The sequence below is a fragment of the Agromyces sp. Leaf222 genome, from assembly GCF_001421565.1.
Lineage (GTDB): Bacteria > Actinomycetota > Actinomycetes > Actinomycetales > Microbacteriaceae > Agromyces.
Map to the genome: position 1 here is coordinate 370,762 of NZ_LMKQ01000001.1, position 17,879 is coordinate 388,640.

16 protein-coding genes are annotated in these 17,879 nt (G+C 71.0%); 10 read left to right on the plus strand and 6 right to left on the minus strand.

Translation table 11 applies throughout. The features are described from left to right. Positions 1 to 51: 51 nt before the first annotated feature. Positions 52 to 1,035 carry an SIS domain-containing protein gene (locus tag ASE68_RS01610; protein WP_055854462.1) on the minus strand — a complete coding sequence of 328 codons (984 nt, stop codon included), beginning with the start codon at positions 1,033 to 1,035 and terminating at the stop codon, positions 52 to 54. Continuing rightward, the gene (locus ASE68_RS01615) at positions 999 to 2,231 is read right to left on the minus strand and encodes a hypothetical protein (protein WP_055854466.1); all 1,233 of its coding nucleotides are present in this window, start codon (positions 2,229 to 2,231) and stop codon (positions 999 to 1,001) included. The genes ASE68_RS01610 and ASE68_RS01615 overlap by 37 nt, the downstream gene beginning before the upstream one ends. A 116-nt stretch (positions 2,232 to 2,347) precedes the next feature. Here ASE68_RS01615 and ASE68_RS01620 point away from each other — a divergent pair, with 116 nt between their 5' ends. From ASE68_RS01620 to ASE68_RS01635, 4 genes are read left to right on the plus strand one after another with little or no spacing between them, the layout of a single operon-like run. Continuing rightward, positions 2,348 to 3,439 (plus strand): spermidine/putrescine ABC transporter substrate-binding protein, encoded by a 1,092-nt coding sequence (locus ASE68_RS01620; RefSeq protein WP_082461816.1) that lies wholly within the window; start codon positions 2,348 to 2,350, stop codon positions 3,437 to 3,439. Between the two features lie 19 nt (positions 3,440 to 3,458). Continuing rightward, positions 3,459 to 4,361, plus strand: coding sequence for an ABC transporter permease (locus tag ASE68_RS01625; protein ID WP_200921637.1), 903 nt, complete (start codon positions 3,459 to 3,461; stop codon positions 4,359 to 4,361). Further along, positions 4,354 to 5,223 carry an ABC transporter permease gene (locus tag ASE68_RS01630; protein WP_200921638.1) on the plus strand — a complete coding sequence of 290 codons (870 nt, stop codon included), beginning with the start codon at positions 4,354 to 4,356 and terminating at the stop codon, positions 5,221 to 5,223. Before ASE68_RS01625 ends, ASE68_RS01630 begins: the two co-directional genes overlap by 8 nt. After that, positions 5,220 to 6,305 (plus strand): ABC transporter ATP-binding protein, encoded by a 1,086-nt coding sequence (locus ASE68_RS01635; RefSeq protein ID WP_082461818.1) that lies wholly within the window; start codon positions 5,220 to 5,222, stop codon positions 6,303 to 6,305. The genes ASE68_RS01630 and ASE68_RS01635 overlap by 4 nt, the downstream gene beginning before the upstream one ends. Here the strand turns inward: ASE68_RS01635 and ASE68_RS01640 are convergent. Continuing rightward, positions 6,284 to 6,895 (minus strand): TetR/AcrR family transcriptional regulator, encoded by a 612-nt coding sequence (locus ASE68_RS01640; RefSeq protein WP_055854469.1) that lies wholly within the window; start codon positions 6,893 to 6,895, stop codon positions 6,284 to 6,286. The genes ASE68_RS01635 and ASE68_RS01640 overlap by 22 nt on opposite strands. Positions 6,896 to 7,028: 133 nt before the next feature. Here ASE68_RS01640 and ASE68_RS01645 point away from each other — a divergent pair, with 133 nt between their 5' ends. The 3 genes from ASE68_RS01645 to ASE68_RS01655 all read left to right on the plus strand — a co-directional run bounded on the left by ASE68_RS01645 (position 7,029) and on the right by ASE68_RS01655 (position 11,326). Then, entirely contained in the window at positions 7,029 to 8,351 is a 1,323-nt protein-coding gene (locus tag ASE68_RS01645) for a glycosyltransferase (protein ID WP_055854473.1), read from the plus strand. Next, positions 8,348 to 9,766 (plus strand): FAD-binding oxidoreductase, encoded by a 1,419-nt coding sequence (locus ASE68_RS01650; RefSeq protein ID WP_235480737.1) that lies wholly within the window; start codon positions 8,348 to 8,350, stop codon positions 9,764 to 9,766. The genes ASE68_RS01645 and ASE68_RS01650 overlap by 4 nt, the downstream gene beginning before the upstream one ends. A gap of 105 nt (positions 9,767 to 9,871) precedes the next feature. Further along, positions 9,872 to 11,326 (plus strand): aminobutyraldehyde dehydrogenase, encoded by a 1,455-nt coding sequence (locus ASE68_RS01655; protein WP_055854476.1) that lies wholly within the window; start codon positions 9,872 to 9,874, stop codon positions 11,324 to 11,326. A 9-nt stretch (positions 11,327 to 11,335) separates the two neighbouring features. Here ASE68_RS01655 and ASE68_RS01660 read toward each other — a convergent pair whose 3' ends face one another. Further along, the gene (locus ASE68_RS01660) at positions 11,336 to 12,673 is read right to left on the minus strand and encodes an FAD-dependent monooxygenase (RefSeq protein WP_055854480.1); all 1,338 of its coding nucleotides are present in this window, start codon (positions 12,671 to 12,673) and stop codon (positions 11,336 to 11,338) included. A 131-nt stretch (positions 12,674 to 12,804) separates the two neighbouring features. Between ASE68_RS01660 and ASE68_RS01665 the strand changes: the two genes are divergently transcribed. Then, entirely contained in the window at positions 12,805 to 13,395 is a 591-nt protein-coding gene (locus ASE68_RS01665; protein ID WP_055854484.1) for a TetR family transcriptional regulator, read from the plus strand. A 77-nt stretch (positions 13,396 to 13,472) separates the two neighbouring features. Here the strand turns inward: ASE68_RS01665 and ASE68_RS01670 are convergent, their stop codons facing one another. Further along, positions 13,473 to 14,426: a rhodanese-related sulfurtransferase gene (locus ASE68_RS01670; RefSeq protein ID WP_082461821.1), complete on the minus strand. Its 954-nt coding sequence runs from the start codon at positions 14,424 to 14,426 to the stop codon at positions 13,473 to 13,475. 144 nt (positions 14,427 to 14,570) lie between these two features. Then, complete coding sequence (locus ASE68_RS01675; protein ID WP_055854487.1) at positions 14,571 to 15,209, minus strand: LysE family translocator; 639 nt, start codon at positions 15,207 to 15,209, stop codon at positions 14,571 to 14,573. A gap of 64 nt (positions 15,210 to 15,273) precedes the next feature. Here ASE68_RS01675 and ASE68_RS01680 point away from each other — a divergent pair, with 64 nt between their 5' ends. Further along, a complete protein-coding gene (locus ASE68_RS01680) occupies positions 15,274 to 16,323 on the plus strand; it encodes an enoyl-CoA hydratase/isomerase family protein (RefSeq protein ID WP_055854491.1) in 1,050 nt (349 codons plus the stop codon). 9 nt (positions 16,324 to 16,332) lie between these two features. Beyond that, complete coding sequence (locus ASE68_RS01685) at positions 16,333 to 17,868, plus strand: MmgE/PrpD family protein (RefSeq protein WP_055854494.1); 1,536 nt, start codon at positions 16,333 to 16,335, stop codon at positions 17,866 to 17,868. The last annotated feature ends 11 nt before the right edge of the window (positions 17,869 to 17,879 follow it).

Here is a 17,879-nt window from a genome sequence, read left to right on the forward strand (position 1 = left end):
TACGTTTCGCTACTCGACCGGCGTGAACCGTGCTGGTCTCGATACGCTTCGCTACTCGACCGGCGAGGCGGCGCGCAGCCAGTGGTCGGCGACGAGCTCGGCGACGAGCAGCTCGGTGAGCACGGCGACCGAGTCGTCGGTGTCGCCCGCGAACCGGATCACCTGCTCGGCGCCCGGCAACTCGCGTCCGACCGATGCGAACCGCGAGCCGCGCTGCGCCATCCAGTCGAGCGCCTGCGCGTCCCACGCCGACCCGGCGAACACGAGGGCGCGGTAGTCCTGCGTCTTCGTGAGGTACACGTCGACGTGCGACCAGTCGCCGGTCTCCGACGCGAAGGCGCTGCGGCGCGGCACCTCGCGCAGCATGAGCGCCGACTGCTGCGCGCTCGACGCCCGCTCGGCCGGCGCCAGCGCCCACGTGCCCATGGGCCCCGCGAGCAGGTCGGCGAGCTGCGGCATCCATTCGTCGACCGTGCCGAGCAAGGTCGCGTTGGCGGATGCCGCGGCGCGCACGGCTGCGCCATCGAAGCGTTCGTCGGGCGCCGTGCCGAGCAGCTCCTCGAGCACCGCGTCGAGCACGGCGAACGTCGCGCGGAACGTGCGGCACGCCACCCCGGATGCCTCGACCCCGGCGAGCAGCGGCACGACGACGTCGGCGAGGCGCCCGAGCTCGGAGTCGGGACGATTCGTGACGGCGACGAGCCGCCCGGTGCCGCGGTAGCGTTCGACGGCGCGGAGCACCTCGACGCTGCCTCCGGTCGCCGAGACCGCGACCACCGCGAGGTCGGGCGCCGCGGGCGGCAGCAGCTCTGCGCTCGCGAGCTCGACGACGACGGTCGCGCCGACGCTGCGGTAGCGGCGGGCGACGACGTCGGCCGCGTATCGGCTCGACCCCATGCCGAGCACGAGCACGCGAGACGCACCGAGCATCGGCAGTCGTTCGAGTCCGGGCAGTCCGGCGTCGAGGGCGTCGGCGAGCCGTTCGAGCGTCGAGGGGATCAGGTCGAGGTCGGCTCGAAAGGCGGCGGTGTCCACGGGTCCTCCGGGGTCTCGTTCGTCGAAGCGTAGCGGTGCGTGATCGCGGCGTCGGGCGCGTAGCGCCATGGCGGCAGGAAGCGGTCGGCATAGTGCAGCTCGGCGGCGAGCTGCTCGGCCTCGAAGCCGGGCAGCAGTGCCGGGTCGAAGAGCTCGGTGCGCGCGAGCTCGGCGCGATAGGCCGCGAGCAGGTCGGCGCGGGCTCGGTCGGCCCAGCTCCACGCGCGGTCGTCTGACCGGCGCAGGCGCTTCTGCGCGACGGCGGCGACGAGGTCGAGCGAGACGAGCAGGTGGGCGACGTCGCGAGCCGCGGCATCCGCTCGCTCGCGGTCGGCGGCGTCGAGCTGCGGATCGCCGTCGAAGTCGATGACCGTGTAGCGCCGGCCGTCCGCTGCGCCGGCGTCGGGCGAGGCGAGCACCTGCCCGAGGTGCAGGTCGCCGTGGATGGGGAACTCGAGGCCGGGCGAGGTGCCTTCGAGCGAGCGGATGTCGCGCGCGAGCGCCTCGCGGCGGTTGGCCAGGCGGCTCCCGGTCGGCCCGTCGCCCGCGGCCACGGCCCTGGCCAGCGCGTCGGCGGCGCGGTCGCGGCGTGCGGATGCGGCATCCGCCCCGCTGGGCACCGCGGCGGCGCCGAGCACGTCGTGGATGCGCGCGACCTGGGCGCCGAGCGCCGCGGGCCACGTCGGGTCGGGGGCGGCACCCGCACCCGCATCCGCACCCGCACCCGCACCGGCACCCGCACCGGCACCCGCACCCTCGACCGTCGCCACGACGTCGTCGACGGCCCAGGTCCAGCCGTCTTCAGCACCGGGGAGGTACTCGGTCACGATCGCGAGCGTCGACTCGCCGAGCTCGGGATGCCGCCAGCCGACGCGCCCGTGCAGGCGGGCCACATCGTCGGAGCCGGCGGCCGCGAGCCGTTCGAGCAGGTGGCCGGCGCGGTCGGCCGCCGCCCAGCGCCCGACGACCTTCACGACGAAGCGGTCGTCGACGATGACCGAGGTGTTCGTCTGGTCGACGGCGATGCCGCGCTCGGGGGCGTCGGCGGCGAGCCCGTCGGCGACGAGTGCGGAGATCGCGCGGGCCACGCCGTCGCCGGCCTCGGGCCGCCGCCCGTCGACGAGCACGCGGCCGTCGCCATCGACGGACAGCACGTGTCCATCGATGACCGGATGCTGGCCTTCGAACGAGTTCATTGAATTGGGATTGTAACTATTGTGCAAACTCCTCGCCAGTATGTCCGCACATCCATTGCGGTTTCTTCAGTGCCGGTGCAACAATCGCTCAACCTTTCAGCCCCCAAGGAGGACTCATGCCCACCACACGACGCATCGTCGCCGTCGCGGCCGGCACCATCGCCGTCGCGCTCGCCGCAACCTCGTGCTCCACCGGTGGCGGCGAGGTCGATCCGTCCGCCGACATCTCCGAGCAGACCCTCACGGTCTCGATCTGGGCGGACTACTACCCCGAGGACCTGGCCGAGCAGTTCGAGGAGGCGACCGGCGTCAAGACGACGATCGTGAACCACACCACGAACGAGGACATCGTCGCGAAGCTCACCGCGAGCGCCGACTCGGGCATCGACGTGGCCTTCGTCTCGGGCCAGTACGCCCAGGCGCTCGGCGAGCAGGGCCTGCTCGCGAAGCTCGACAAGTCGCTCATCCCGAACGAGGCGAACCTCTACCCCGAGGCGCTCGAGCTCGACTACGACAAGGGCAACGTCTACTCGGAGCCGTACGCGTGGGGCACGACGGGCCTCTGCTACCGCCCCGACCTCACCGGGTTCGCCCCGACCTCGTGGAACGACCTGCTGAACCCCAAGCCCGAACTCGAGGGCAAGACGACGATGCTCTCGACCGACCGCTGGCTCGCGATGCCGGCGCTGAAGGCCGCGGGCCACTCGCTGAACACGACCGACGACGACGAGCTCGCCGAGGCGAAGGCGCAGCTCATCGAGACCAAGCCGACGCTGCTCGCCTACGACGACACCACGTTCTACTCCAAGCTCGTCTCGGGCGAGGCCGCCATGGTCGAGGCGTGGGACGGCTGGTGCAACTACGGCATCGCCGAAGACCCCACGATCGAGTTCGTCGTGCCCGACGAGGGCGCCGACCTCTGGGTCGACACCATGACCGTGCTCGAGTCGTCGAAGAACAAGGAGGCCGCCATGGCCTTCATCGACTACATCCTCGACCCCGAGGTGCAGAGCTGGGTGGCCGAGAACATCCTCTACAAGGTGCCGAACCAGGCCGCCATGGAGGCGCTCGACCCGGCGCTCATCGAGTCGTACCCGACGCTCGGCATCACCGTCGACGAGCTCTTCGAGCAGGAGGTCATCGTCGACCTCGGCGAGGACTCGCTGAAGTACGTCGACCTCAACTCCGAAGTCCTGGCGACGAACTGACGCGAGCGACCCTGAGACCGTGACCTCGACGCCCCACCAGACGACCCCCGGCGTGCGCGCGACCCGCGCTCGCCGGGGGCTCGCCCCCGTTCCGTTCCTCGCACCGGGGATGCTCTTCCTCATCGTCTTCATGGCGATCCCGGTGGGGCTGCTCGCCTTCTACACGTTCTTCAAGCGCGGTCGCTTCGGCGGCCTCGTGTTCGAGTTCACGTTCGACAACTGGATCAAGCTGCTCGAGCCGCTCTACCTCGGCGTCATCGTGCAGTCGATCGGCATGGCCCTCGTCGTCACGCTGCTCGCCCTCGCGATCGGCTACCCGATGGCCTATGCGATCGCCGGGCTCTCGCCGAAGTGGCGCACGATCGCCCTCATCGCCGTGGTACTGCCGTTCTGGACGAACTTCCTCGTGCGCACCTACGCGTGGATCCTGCTGCTGAACAACGCCGGATGGGTGAACCAGGCCCTGCAGGGACTCGGCCTCACCGACGAGCCGATCAGCATGCTCTACACCCCGCAGGCCATCGTCGTCGGCCTGCTCTACATGTACCTGCCGCTCATGGTGCTGCCGCTCTACGCCTCGCTGCAGCAGCTCGATCCGTCGCTCCGCGAGGCGGCGACGAACCTCGGTGCGAACCCGTGGCGCGCGTTCCGCACGGTCACGCTGCCGCTCTCGCTGCCGGGGGCGCTGACCGGCTGCGTGTTCGTCTTCGTGCCGGCGATGTCGAACTTCGTCATCCCGGAGCTCATCGGCGGCGGCAAGACGATCATGGTCGGCAACCTCGTGCGCGACCAGTTCTTCGAGGCCCGCGACTGGCCCTTCGGGGCGACGCTCGCGCTGCTGCTGACCATCATCCTCGTGCTCGTCATCGTGCTGCAGTCCGCGGTCTCGCGCCGCGTCACCGAAGGGCCGCGCCGTGGCTGAGCCGATCACCAGACCGGATGTCGCGGCATCCGTGAATCCCGACACCACCGCGATGCGCGAGCTCGAGCCGTCGGCGAAGCCGCGCGCGGTGCGCATGCCCCGCGGCATCCTGATTCCGCTCTGGCTCGGCTACGTGTTCCTCTACCTGCCGATCCTCATCGTCGTCATCATGAGCTTCAACGACTCCGAGAACCTCTTCGTCTGGCGGGGCTTCTCGCTGCGCTGGTATCCGGAGGTGTTCGCCGACGGGGCGCTCATGCAGGGGCTCGGCAACACGCTCATCGTCGCGACGGGGGCGACCACGATCGCCACCGTGCTCGGCACGCTGCTCGCCTACGGCATCCAGCACTACACGCGCGGCGGGTTCGTGCGGGCGTTCGCGATCGCCCCGGCGATCCTGCCCGACCTGCTGCTCGGCATCGGCCTGCTCACGCTGTTCTCGCTGCTCGGCATCACGCTCGGGCTGCACTCGGTGATCCTCGCGCACGCGGTGTTCGCGACGGCATTCGTCACGGCGATCGTGCTCGCGCGCATGGCGAGCCTCGACCCGAGCCTCGAGGAGGCCTCGCGCGACCTCGGCGCCGGGCCGGTGCGCACGTTCGTGCGGGTCACGCTGCCGCAGCTCGCACCCGGCATCGTGGCGGGCGCCCTGCTCGCGTTCACGCTCTCGCTCGACGAGTTCGTGATCGCGTTCTTCACGACCGCGCCCACCCAGCCGACCCTGCCGATCGTCATCTACTCGATGGTGCGCTTCGGGGTGACCCCCGAGGTCAACGCCCTCGCCACCCTCCTCCTGTTCGTGAGCGTCGTGACCGTCATCGCGGCGCAGCGCCTGACCCGACTGACTGGACCCTCGAAATGACCTCTGCCCCTCTGCTCAGGGTCGACGGCGTGCGCGCCGTCTACGGCGACACGGTCGCGCTGCACGACGTCTCGCTCGACATCGGCGACAACGAGTTCTTCGCACTGCTCGGCCCGTCGGGATGCGGCAAGACCACGCTGCTGCGCTCGATCGCGGGCTTCGAGACGCCGGCAGAGGGTCGCATCGAGGTCGACGGCCAGGACCTGCTCCGGATGCCGGCGCACAAGCGGCCCGTCAACATGATGTTCCAGAGCTACGCGCTGTTCCCGCACATGAGCGTCGAGAAGAACATCGCCTACGGACTCGAGTCCGAGGGGCTCGGCCGCGCCGAGATCGCCCGTCGCGTCGCCGAGGTGGTCGAGGTGGTCGGGCTCGGTGATCTCGCCAAGCGCCGCCCTGCGCAGCTGTCGGGCGGCCAGCGCCAGCGCGTCGCGCTCGCCAGGGCGATCGTCAAGCGGCCGCGCCTGCTGCTGCTCGACGAGCCGCTCTCGGCGCTCGATCGCCAGGTTCGGGCCTCGATGCAGCTCGAGCTGAAGCGCCTGCAGCACGAGGTCGGCCTGACGTTCGTGGTCGTCACGCACGACCAGGAGGAGGCCATGTCGATGGCCGACCGCATCGCGGTGCTGCGCGACGGGCGGCTCGAGCAGCTCGCCACGCCGCAGGAGCTCTACGCGAACCCGGCCTCGCGCTTCGTCGCCTCGTTCATCGGCACGGCGAACCTGCTCGACGGCACGGCCACGGCGACCGGCGTCGACGTGCCCGGCGTCGGCGTCGTCGAGGCGACGCACGCCAAGCCCGTCGGCGCGCCCGTGACGGCGGTCGTGCGGCCGGAGGACCTCGAGCTGACGGATGCCGCGACGGCCGGCATGCGCGGAACGGTCATCGACACGTACTTCCTCGGCGGGGCCTCCACCATCTCGGTCGAGGTGCCCGGCCTCGCGGCGCCGCTGCTCGCGACCGTGCACGGGGCGAGTCGCCTCGCACGCGGCGACTCGGTCGGGGTGCGCTTCGGGCGCACGTCGGTGGTCGTGCGCGACGACGCCGGCGCCGCGGCATCCGTTCAGGAGGCGGTCAGCGCATGACCCGTCGCGAGCCTCGCGTTGGCCACGATGAGCTCGAGGGCTGCGGCGTGGTCGATCGTGGGGTGCTCGGCGATGATGCGGTAGCCGTAGGCGTCTTCGAGTGCGACGAGGTTGCGGGCGATCACCAGCGAGGGCTGCGCGAGCGTGAAGATGCCGCGCGCGGCGCCCTGCTCGAGCACGACCTGGTACATGCCGACCTGGCGGTCGTAGAGGGTCGTGAGCAGCGACGCCATGAGCGGGTTGCGGCCGGCCGAGCCGCCCAGTTCGCAGAGCAGGCGCACCTCGGTGTCGCCGGAGCCGCTCGGCAGGCCGGACTTCGCGAGGGCGAGCAGCCGCACCACCGGGTCGTCGGGCAGCCCCTCGAGCATGCGCACGCGCCCCTCGTAGAACCGCTCCATGCCGGCGCGGTTCGCCTCGAACATCAGCTCGTCGATGTCGGGGTAGTAGTAGAGCACCGCGCCGGAGGTGAGACCGGCCTCTTCGGCCACGCGGTTCAGTCGCGCACCGTCGGGACCGTGCGCCGCGATCGCCCGCTGCGCCGCCGCGACCAGCTGGCTGCGACGTTCCTCCTGCCGCTTGGGCCTGGCCATCTGGCTCCTCTCGTGGCAGACAGATTGTCTGCATTGTCACTGAATCTTAGGCCGTATCGCCCACTTTCCGTATAGGTCTTGACCGACCAGATTCTCTATAGCAACATTCAAGAAATTCACGAACGGAGACCCGATGACCGAGGAACGTCGCACCTACCTCTTCATGCCCGAGAGCGCGTACGGCCCGACGAACAACTGCATCGGCATCGGCAACGAACTGCTGAAGCGCGGTCACCGAGTGGTCTTCGCCGCCGAGCGCTCGTGGCAGGGCAAGCTCGTCGCACTGGGCTTCGAGGAGGACCTCGTCGACCTCGCGCCGGCGGCCGAGCCGGCCGACGCGGTCGAGGGCGAGGTCGCCGAGCAGGACGCCGGCGCGTTCTGGAAGGACTACATCAAGGCCGTCTCGCCCGAGTTCCGCAAGACCACCGCCGAGCAGCTCGAGACCGTGACCCTGCCCATCTGGGAGGAGCTCGCGAACGGCGCGAAGTACTGCGAGCCGCAGCTGAAGGCGATCATCGAGCGCGTGCAGCCCGACGTCGTCATCGAGGACAACGTCATCGCGTTCCCCGCCCTCGTCACGGCCGGCGTGCCGTTCGTGCGCATCACGAGCTGCAACCCGCTCGAGGTGCCGGGCGACGCCATCGCCCCCGTCTTCTCGGGCCTCGGCAAGGACGACCGCGAGGGCTGGGCCGCCTTCCGCACCGAGTACGAGCGCACCCACCGCCCCCTCTGGGAGTCGTACAACGCCTGGGTGCAGGAGCAGGGTGCGCCCGCGCTGCCCGACCTCGAGTTCATCCACGCGGGTGACGCGAACCTCTACGTCTACCCCGAGGTGCTCGACTACACCGCAGAGCGCCCGCTCGACGAGAGCTGGACCCGCCTCGACTCCTCGGTGCGCGAGACCGAGCAGGCGCCGGCCGACCTGCCCGCCTCGTTCACCGACGGCACTCGCCCGCTCGTCTACTTCAGCCTCGGCTCGCTCGGCTCGGCCGACGTCGGCCTCATGCAGCGCGTCATCTCGGTGCTCGCCGAGCTGCCCGTGAACGTCATCGTCTCGAAGGGACCGCTGCACGACGAGTTCGAGCTCGCCGAGAACATGTGGGGCGCCGAGTTCCTGCCGCAGACGAAGATCCTGCCGCTCGTCGACCTCGTCATCACGCACGGCGGCAACAACACGACGACCGAGGCCCTGCACTTCGGCAAGCCGATGATCCTCCTGCCGCTGTTCTGGGACCAGTACGACAACGCGCAGCGCGTGCACGAGCAGGGCTACGGCATCCGCCTCGACACCTACGGGTTCACCACGCAGCAGCTGCAGGGGGCCGTGACCGGGCTGCTCGCCGACGCCGCCCTGCGCGAGCGCATTGCCGCCGTCGGCGCCGACATCCGCTCGAAGGACGGCGTCTCGGCTGCAGCCGACGTCATCGAGCGCGTGGGCGCCAGGGTGCGCGTGTGAGCCAGGCGCAGATGGCGACGGATGCCGCGGCCGAGGCACTGCGCGACGCATCGCCCACGGCCTACTGGCTCGACCGCGCAGCGGCCCCGGCCGGGCGCCCGCGCGTCGAGGGCACCCTCGAGGCGGATCTCGTCATCGTCGGCGGCGGATTCACCGGACTCTGGACCGCGTGGCAGGCGACCGAGCGCGACCCGGGCCGATCGGTCGTGATCCTCGAGGCCGAGCGCATCGCGCACGGTGCGACGGGTCGCAACGGCGGCTTCGTCGCGGCCTCGCTCACGCACGGCCTCACGCACGGCGAGGCGATCTGGCCGAAGCAGGTCGCCGCGATGCACGAGGAGGGCGACCGCAACCTCACCGGGCTCATCGCCGCCATCGAGGGCGCCGGCATCGACTGCGACCTGCGGCGTGCGGGCAAGACCACGCTCGCCATCGAGCCGTGGCAGGTCGGCGGACTCCGCGAGGCGCAGGCGCTCGGCGAGAAGTACGGCGTCGAGCTCGAACTGCTCACGCGCGACGAGGTGCAGGCCGACGTGCACTCGCCGACCTATCTGGGCGGCCTCCGCGACCGCACCGGCACCGTGCTCGTCGACCCCGCGAAGCTCGCATGGGGCATGGCCGCCGAGCTCGAGCGTCGCGGAGTGCGCGTGTTCGAGGCATCCGCCGTCTCCGGGCTCGCCCGTCGCGGCGAGGGCGTGCGGGTCTCGACCAGGCACGGACACGTCGACACGCGCGACGTCGTGATCGCGACCGCCGCCTACCCGGGCCCCCTCAAGCGGCTCGGGAACTACATCATGCCGCTCTACGACCACGTGCTCATGACCGAGCCGCTCACCGACGCGCAGCGCGCCTCGATCGGCTGGGGCGAGGGCCAGGGGCTCACCGACGCGGGCAACCAGTTCCACTACTACCGGCCCACTGCCGACGGCCGCATCCTCTTCGGCGGGTGGGACGCCGTCTACTACTTCGGCGGCAAGGTCGACGCGAGCCTCGAGCAGCGCGACAGCTCGCACGAGCTGCTCGCCCGGCACTTCTTCGAGACGTTCCCGCAGCTGGCGGGGCTCCGCTTCACGAACCGCTGGGCCGGGCCGATCGACTCCACCACCCGCTTCACGGCCGCCTACGGCACCGCGCTCGGCGGGCGCGTCGCCTACGCGGTCGGGCACACCGGCCTCGGGGTCGGCGCGTCGAGGTTCTCGGCGGATGTCGCACTCGACCTGCTGGCCGGCGAACCCACGTCGCGGCTGCGGTACGACATCGTGCGCAAGCGGCCCTTCCCCGTGCCGCCCGAGCCATTCCGCAATCCCATCATCCAGTTCACGCGCCATTCGATCCTCAGCGCCGACGCGCACGAGGGCCGACGCAACCTGTGGCTGCGCACCCTCGACCACTTCGGACTCGGCTTCAACTCGTAACGGGCAGCACCGACCCGCCCGCACCCCGACCCCACCGACCCGGCGAACGCCCCTCGACCCAGCACGACCGTGACGCGGCATCCGTCACCTGAAAGGAAGCACCACATGACCACCGGCACCTTCATCGGCGAGTACCGCGCCGGCACGGGCGGCGACACCGTCATCACGAACCCGGCGACCGAGCAGGAGGTCGCGGCCTTCACGACCTCGGGGGTCGCGGATGTCGACGAGGCCGCCGCGGCCGCGCGGGCAGCGCAGCCCGAGTGGGCCGCGAAGACGCCGGGGGAGCGCTCGCTCGCGCTGCTGAAGCTCGCCGACGCGCTCGAGGCGGATGGCGAGAACCTCGCGCGCCTCGAGGTCGAGGACTCCGGAAAGCCGTGGACCACCGCCTTCGACGGCGAACTGCCGTTCGGCGTCGACAACCTGCGCTTCTTCGCCGGCGCCGCCCGCTCGCTCGACGGCACGGGCGCCGGGTCGTTCTCGAACGGGTACACGTCGATCCTCACGCGCCGCCCGGTCGGCGTCGTCGCCGGCATCACGCCGTGGAACTTCCCGCTCATCATGGCGATCTGGAAGGCCGGACCCGCGCTCGCCGCCGGCAACGCCGTCATCGTCAAGCCCGCGCCAGCGACGCCGCGCACCACGCTGCGGTTCGCCGAGCTCGCACTCGAAGCCGGACTGCCCGCCGGCCTCTTCAACGTGGTGACGGGCGACGCCGAGGTGGGTCAGGCGCTCGTGACCCACAAGGAGGTCGACATGGTGAGCGTGACCGGGTCGACGCAGACCGGCAAGGCCGTCATGCGCGGCGCCGTCGAGGGCGTGAAGCGCGTGCACCTCGAGCTCGGCGGCAAGGCACCCGTGATCGTCTTCAAGGACGCCGATCTGGGTGCCATGGCCCATGCGGTCGCCCTCGGCGCGACCTACAACACGGGCCAGGACTGCACCGCGGCGACGCGCGTCTACCTCGAGCGCTCGGTGTACGACGACGGCGTCGCGGCCCTTCGTCACGCGATCTCGCAGATCAAGGCCGGCGACCCGATGGACGCCGAGACGCACATCGGCCCGCTCATCTCGCCCGCGCACCGCACGCGCGTCGAGGGCTTCGTCTCGCGCGCCGTCGCCGAGGGCGCCGAGGCGCTCGTCGGCGGCCACGCCATCGACCGCGTCGGCTCGTACTTCGCGCCGACCCTGCTCGTCGGCGCCGCGCAGTCGTCGGAGATCGTGCAGGGCGAGGTCTTCGGGCCCGTGCTCGTCGTGCTGCCCTTCGACGGCGAGGCCGAGGGCGTCGCGCTCGCGAACGACAACGCCTACGGGCTCGCGTCGTCGGTCTGGACCTCGGATGTCTCGCGCGCCCTGCGCGTCAGCCAGTCGCTCGACGTCGGGGTCACCTGGGTCAACGACCACCTGCCGATCGCGTCGGAGGCGCCGCACGGCGGAGTCAAGGGATCCGGCTTCGGCAAGGACATGTCGATGGAGCCGCTGCTCGACTACTCCGTTACCCGGCACCTCATGATCCGGCACGCGGCGCCGCCCGAGACGACGGGCTTCCGGCCGGCCTGAGTATCGCGCCTACTCGACCGGCTGAGGTGCCGCGGTCTGCTCGGCGGGCAGCGGCAGGTCCTCGGCGTCGCCGGCGAAGAGCTTCTTCGCGAGCGGGCGCATCGGACGCGAGAGCATGAGCTTCACGTTCACGCGTGCGAGCGCCGACATGATCCTGGTGCGGGGCAGCATGACGGCGAGGCTGCCTCCGGGGATCTGCCGCGACCGCTCGGCGTGCGGTGCGAGCTGCTCCTCGAACCGGGCGAGGGCGGCGGCCAGCGCCACGGGGTCGCCGAGGCCGCCGACCCCACCGCCACCGTCGCCCGACCCGGCCGCGGTGGCCGCGGCATCCGCGAGCCCGATGACCTCGAGGCCGAGCAGGTACGCGCCGAGGATCGCCATCGCCGTGCCCATGCCCGTGAGCGGGGAACCGCAGGTCGCGGCGTCGCCGATGAGCACGACGCGGCCGCTCGACAGGCTCGGCATGTCGACCCGTGCAAGCTCGTCGAAGTAGAAGTCGTCTGCGCGTTCCATCGCCTCGAGGATGCGCGTGGCGTGCCATCCGCCGTCCGCGATCGCGCTGCGGATGAGCGCCCGCTGCGCCGCCGGATCGCCCCTGAGTGCCGGGTCGCGGTCGGTGCGCACGTTGATGATCGCCTTCGAGGTCGCCGGATCGCCGTCGGGCCGGATGCCGAACATCGCGCCGGGCACGAGGCGCATCGCGAACCAGCCCGGCTCGAGGTCGGCGGGGGTCGGCATGGTGAAGAACGCGGCATACCCGCCGAGGTTCGTGACGTATCGGTCCTCCGGGCCGAACGCGAGGCGCCGGGTCGCCGAGTGCACGCCGTCGGCGCCGACGACGAGGTCGTAGCGTTCGCGTCGGCCCGAGGCGAACGTCGCGTCGACCCCATCGGTCTGCTGATCGAGGGCGACGAGGTGCTCGCCGTAGCGCTGGTCGAGCAGGCTCTCGTCGGCGCCGACCGGGTTCGAAGGGCCTCCGGATGCCGCGGCCTCGCGCAGCGCGTCGAGCAGCACGTCGTTCAGGTCGCCGCGCGTGATCTCGATCTCGGCGATCGCGCCCTTGCCGTCGAAGTCCTCCATCGACATGCGGCCGTAGACCCGGCCGTGCCCGTCGACGTAGCTCATGCCGCGCTCGTCGAGCTGGTGGCGTCGGATGCCCGGCATGAGGCCCAGGCGTTCGGCGGCCTCGCGGCTGGCACCGCGCAGGTCGACGGCCTGGCCGCCGGGGCGCGGGGCTCGAGCGCGCTCGACGATCGTGGTCGGAATGCCGGCCCGCACGAGTTGCAGGGCGAGGGCGTTGCCGGCGATGCCGCCGCCGGAGATCAGGATGCGCGGTGCGGTGCTCATGGTGCGGCCTTTCGATCGATTCGCGGTTCCGTTGCCGGAGAGAATTGCACATATGTCTTACACGAATGTCTAACACCGCTCGCCGCGAATGTCTAGGACATATGTCTCAGACATCCGGCTAACCTGTCGGCATGGGCAATCGTGAAGACCTCCTGGCCGGCGCTCGCAAGGTGATCGTGGAGCAGGGCGTGGCCAAGGCCACCGCGCGCGACATCGCCGCGGCCGCGGGCGTGAGCCTCGCCGCGATCGGCTACCACTTCGGCTCGAAGGAGCAGCTCATCACCGAGGCGCTGCTCGACGCGCTCGGCACGGCCATCGGCGACGGCATGGGCGAGCTCATCCGCGCCGGTGCCGACGACGCGCCGCTCGACGGCTTCGCCCGCCTCTGGAACGGCATGCCCGCCGTCTTCGCCGAGAACCGCGAGGCCCTGCTCGCCAGCCTCGAGAACACGCTGCGCATCGTGCGCGATCCCGTGGGGCGCGGGCAGATGCAGGCTGCGGTCGAGGGGGCCTACGAGGGCATCGCCGAGGAGTTCGAGCAGGCGCACCCCGACCTCGACGCCGACCGGGCGCGCGCACTCTCGGAGTTCAGCTTCGCGCTCGTGCAGGGCCTCGCGATCCTCTGGCTCCTGAACCCCGAGGGCACCCCGTCAGGCGACCGACTCGCATCGGCGGTCAGGGCGCTGGTGCCGGCGGGCACGTCGGCGACGTCGGTCGAGTAGGCGCCTCTGACCGTCGGTCGAGTGAGCGCCCCGGCGCCGGTTCGAGACCCGTCAGCGCCGGGGCTCGATACGCTTCGCTACTCGACCGGCGAGACCGGCGAGACCGGCGAGACCGGCGCGACCGGCGCGGCCCGGACGCCCGCACCCGCGTGCTCGGCGCACTCGGCCGTGTCGCACGACTCGCACACCACGAGCTGCGTGCGGCACGAGGCATCCGTGCAGTTCACGGTGCGCTTCGTCGCCGTGCCGCACACCGCGCAGGCGCCGATGACGGCCGTGTGCTCGCTGAAGTCGATCGAGCCGCGCCCGTCGAAGACGTAGAGCGAGCCGTTCCAGAGTCCGTCGTCGCCGAAGCGCTCGCCGTAGCGCACGATGCCGCCCTCGAGCTGGTAGACCTCGCCGAATCCGCGACTCGTCATGAGGCTCGACAGCACCTCGCAGCGGATGCCGCCCGTGCAGTAGGTGACGACGGGTCGCCCCTTGAGCTCGTCGTACTCGCCCGAGTCGAGCAGCTCGACGAAGTCGCGCGTCGTCTCGACGTCGGGAACGATCGCGCCGGCGAACCGCCCGATGGCGGCTTCGAGCGCGTTGCGGCCGTCGAAGAACACGACGTCGTCGCCGCGCTCGGCGACGAGTTCGTGCAGCGCATCGGGCGTGAGTCGCGTGCCCCCGCCGACCACGCCCGAGTCGTCGACCTGCAGTTCGCCCGGGGCGCCGAACGAGACGATCTCGTCGCGCACCTTCACGCTGAGCTTGGGGAAGTCGAGGGTCGTGCCCTGCTCGTCGAGCCCGGTGCCCTCGCTCCACTTGAAGTCGATGTGCTTGAACGCGGGGTACTCGCGGGTCTTGCGCACGTACCGCTTGAGCGCGCCCATCTCGCCGCCGAGCGTGCCGTTGATGCCGTCCTTCGAGAGCAGGATGCGCCCGCGCAGCCCGAGCGACTCGGCGAGGTCGCGCTGCCACAGGCGCACGGCATCGGGGTCGGCGAGGGGCGCGAAGGCGTAGTAGAGGAGGATCTTGGCGAGGGCCACCCCGAGATTCTACGAGCGGATGCCGGGAGCAGACCGAGTGCGTTCCCTGCCCGGGTTCCTCACCTTTTCAGGACCACATCGGCGATACGTGCAATATGCGGCTCTGACCGATGTGGCCCTGAAAAGGTCTCGCGCCCGTTCGCCTCAGTGCTTGGTGCCGCTGAGGGCCAGCACCCCGCCGAGACCGATCATCATGACGCCACCGGTCGCCGAGAGGTGCTCGATGCGCTTCGGCGACCGCGCGAACCACCCGCGGGCGGCGCTCGCCGCCAGCGCCCACACCGAGTCGCAGAGCAGTGCGAGCACGATGAACACGACGCCGAGCTCGAACAGCTGCAGCGGGATCGATCCGGTGCCGAACGACACGAACTGCGGCAGCACCGCCACGAAGAACGCGATCGTCTTCGGGTTCGTGACGCCGACCACGAAGCCCTCGCCCAGCTGGCGCCAGTGCGAGCGCGGTGCGGTCTTGCGATCGACGGATGCCGCGGCATCCGCTCGGTGCCTGATGGCCTGCACGCCGAGGTAGACGAGGTAGGCCGCGCCGGCGAACTTGATGATCGTGAACAGCACGACCGACTGCGCCACGATCGCGCCGACCCCGAGGGCCACGGCGGCGACGAGCGGCAGCATGCCGAGCGCGTTGCCGATGACGCTGAGCAGCCCGCCGACACGCCCGAGCGCGAGCGAGCGCCCGATGACGAACAGCACGCTCGGGCCGGGGATCACGATCAGCACGACGGATGCCACGACGAACGCCCAAAGGGACTCGAGGGGGACCATCCGGCGATGCTACTCCGCTCGCCGGATCACCGAGCGTCCTGCTGCGGGCGATACGGTGGCAGGCGTGAGCGAGCACATCTCCGCGAGCGTCGCCGACGGTGTCGGCCACGTCACGCTGAACCGTCCGAAGGCGCTCAACGCGCTCAGCTACGACATGGTCGTCGCGCTCACCGAGGTGTTCGACGCCTGGCGAGACGACAGCGAGGTCGCCGTCGTCGTGCTCGACGGGGCGGGCGACCGCGGCTTCTGCGCCGGCGGCGACATCCGCGAACTGCACGGCTACGCCACGGCGGGCCACACCGAGGAGGCGCGCACGTTCTTCCGCACCGAGTACCGCCTGAACGCGGCGATCGCGCGCTACCCCAAGCCCGTCGTCGCGATCATGGACGGCATCACCATGGGCGGCGGCGTCGGCCTCGCGGGTCACGCCTCGGTGCGCGTGGTGACCGAGCGCTCGAGGGTCGCGATGCCCGAGACGCGCATCGGCTTCACGCCCGACGTCGGCGGAACCTGGCTGCTCGCCAAGGCCCCGGGCGAGCTCGGCTCGCACCTCGCCCTCAACTCCCGCACCATGGATGCCGCCGACGCGATCCACGCCGGATTCGCCGATGCCCTCGTGCCCTCCGAGAGCCTCCCGCACTTGCTGCAGGCCCTCGCCGAGCGGGCCGATCCCGGCAGCCCGGCCGAGATCGTCATGCTCTTCGACGAGACCCCGGGCCCGTCGGCGCTCGCGGCGAGCCGCGCCTGGGTCGACGCGTGCTACTCGGCGCCCACGGTCGCCGAGGTCGTCGAGCGCCTCCGGGCGCGCACCGAGCCGGATGCCGCGGCCGCCGCCGACGAGCTCGAGACCCTCTCGCCGACCGCGCTCGCCGTGACCCACGACGCCGTGCGCCGCGCCCGGACGCTGCCGCGCCTCGAGGACGCCCTCGAGCAGGAGTTCCAGCTCGTGTCGTGGTTCATCGAGCAGCCCGACCTGCACGAGGGGATCCGCGCCCAGGTCATCGACAAGGACCGCTCGCCGACGTGGAATCCGGCCGCGCTCGCCGACGTCGAACCCGGAATCCTCGACCGCGTCCTCGCCGCACAGGTATACGGGCGGGTGTGGCCGGGATAGCGTTGCAGGGTGAAGACCCACCACCTGCGCACACACCGGAGTGACGAGAACCTCGCACGTGAGGGCCAGCTCGCTTGGCAGCTCGCCGGCCTCGCCACCGATCCCGTCGAACTCGACGACGACGTCGTCGACATGGTCGTCAACCGCGTCATCGACAATGCGGCGGTCGCCGCGGCATCCCTCGCCCGCCGGCCGGTCGTCTCGGCCCGCAGCCAGGCGCTCGCGCATCCCGTCTCGATCGGCGGCGACGGCGCCACCGTCTTCGGTGCGGATGCCGCACGCCGCACGAGCCCCGAATGGGCGGCGTGGGCCAATGGGGTCGCCGTTCGCGAACTCGACTTCCACGACACGTTCCTCGCGGCGGAGTACTCGCACCCCGGCGACAACATCCCCCCGATCGTCGCCGTCGCGCAGCACCTCGCCGCGAGCCGGGGCCTCACCGGGCGCGACGTCGTGCGCGGCATCGCGACCGGCTACGAGATCCAGATCGACCTCGCCAAGGCCATCTCGCTGCACGAGCACAAGATCGACCACGTCGCCCACCTCGGCCCGTCGGCCGCCGCCGGCATCGGCACCCTCCTTGGCCTCGATCAGGAGACGATCTTCCAGTCCATCGGACAGGCCCTGCACACGACCACAGCCACCCGACAGTCCCGCAAGGGCGAGATCTCGACGTGGAAGGCGCACGCCCCCGCGTTCGCGGGCAAGATGGCCGTCGAGTCGGTCGACCGCGCGATGCGCGGCGAGACCAGCCCCGTGCCGATCTACGAGGGCGAAGACGGCGTCATCGCCTGGCTCCTCGGCGGGCCGGATGCCAGCTACGACGTGCCGCTGCCCGAGATCGGCGAGGCGAAGCGCGCGATCCTCGACTCGTACACGAAGGAGCACTCGGCCGAGTACCAGGCGCAGGCGTGGATCGACCTGGCCCGCAAGCTCCACGAGGAGTACCCGCTGATCCTCGACGCCGACCGCGTCGAGTCGATCACGCTGCACACCTCCCACCACACGCACTACGTCATCGGCTCGGGGGCGAACGACCCGCAGAAGTACGACCCGGATGCCTCGCGCGAGACGCTCGACCACTCGATCCCGTACATCTTCACGGTGGCCCTGCAAGACGGCACGTTCAACCACGAGACGTCGTACGACCCCGAGCGCGCGCACCGCGCCGACACGGTCGACCTCTGGAAGAAGGTCTCCACGGTCGAAGACCCCGAGTGGACCCGCCGGTACCACTCCACCGACATCGCCGAGAAGGCGTTCGGCGGTCGCGTCGTGATCAAGCTCGCCGACGGCGGCGAGATCGTCGACGAGATCGCGGTGGCCGACGCGCATCCGCTCGGCGCACGTCCGTTCGCTCGCGAGCAGTACGTGGCGAAGTTCCGCACGCTGGCCGAATGGGTGCTCGAGGAGGCCGAGATCGAGCGGTTCCTCGACCTCGCGCAGCGACTGCCCGAGCTCGGCCCCGACGAGCTCGGCGGGCTGACGCTCACGGCAGCGCCCGGCGCACTCGTCAGCGTCGAGATCCCGACCGGCCTCTTCTAGCCGACCGCGTT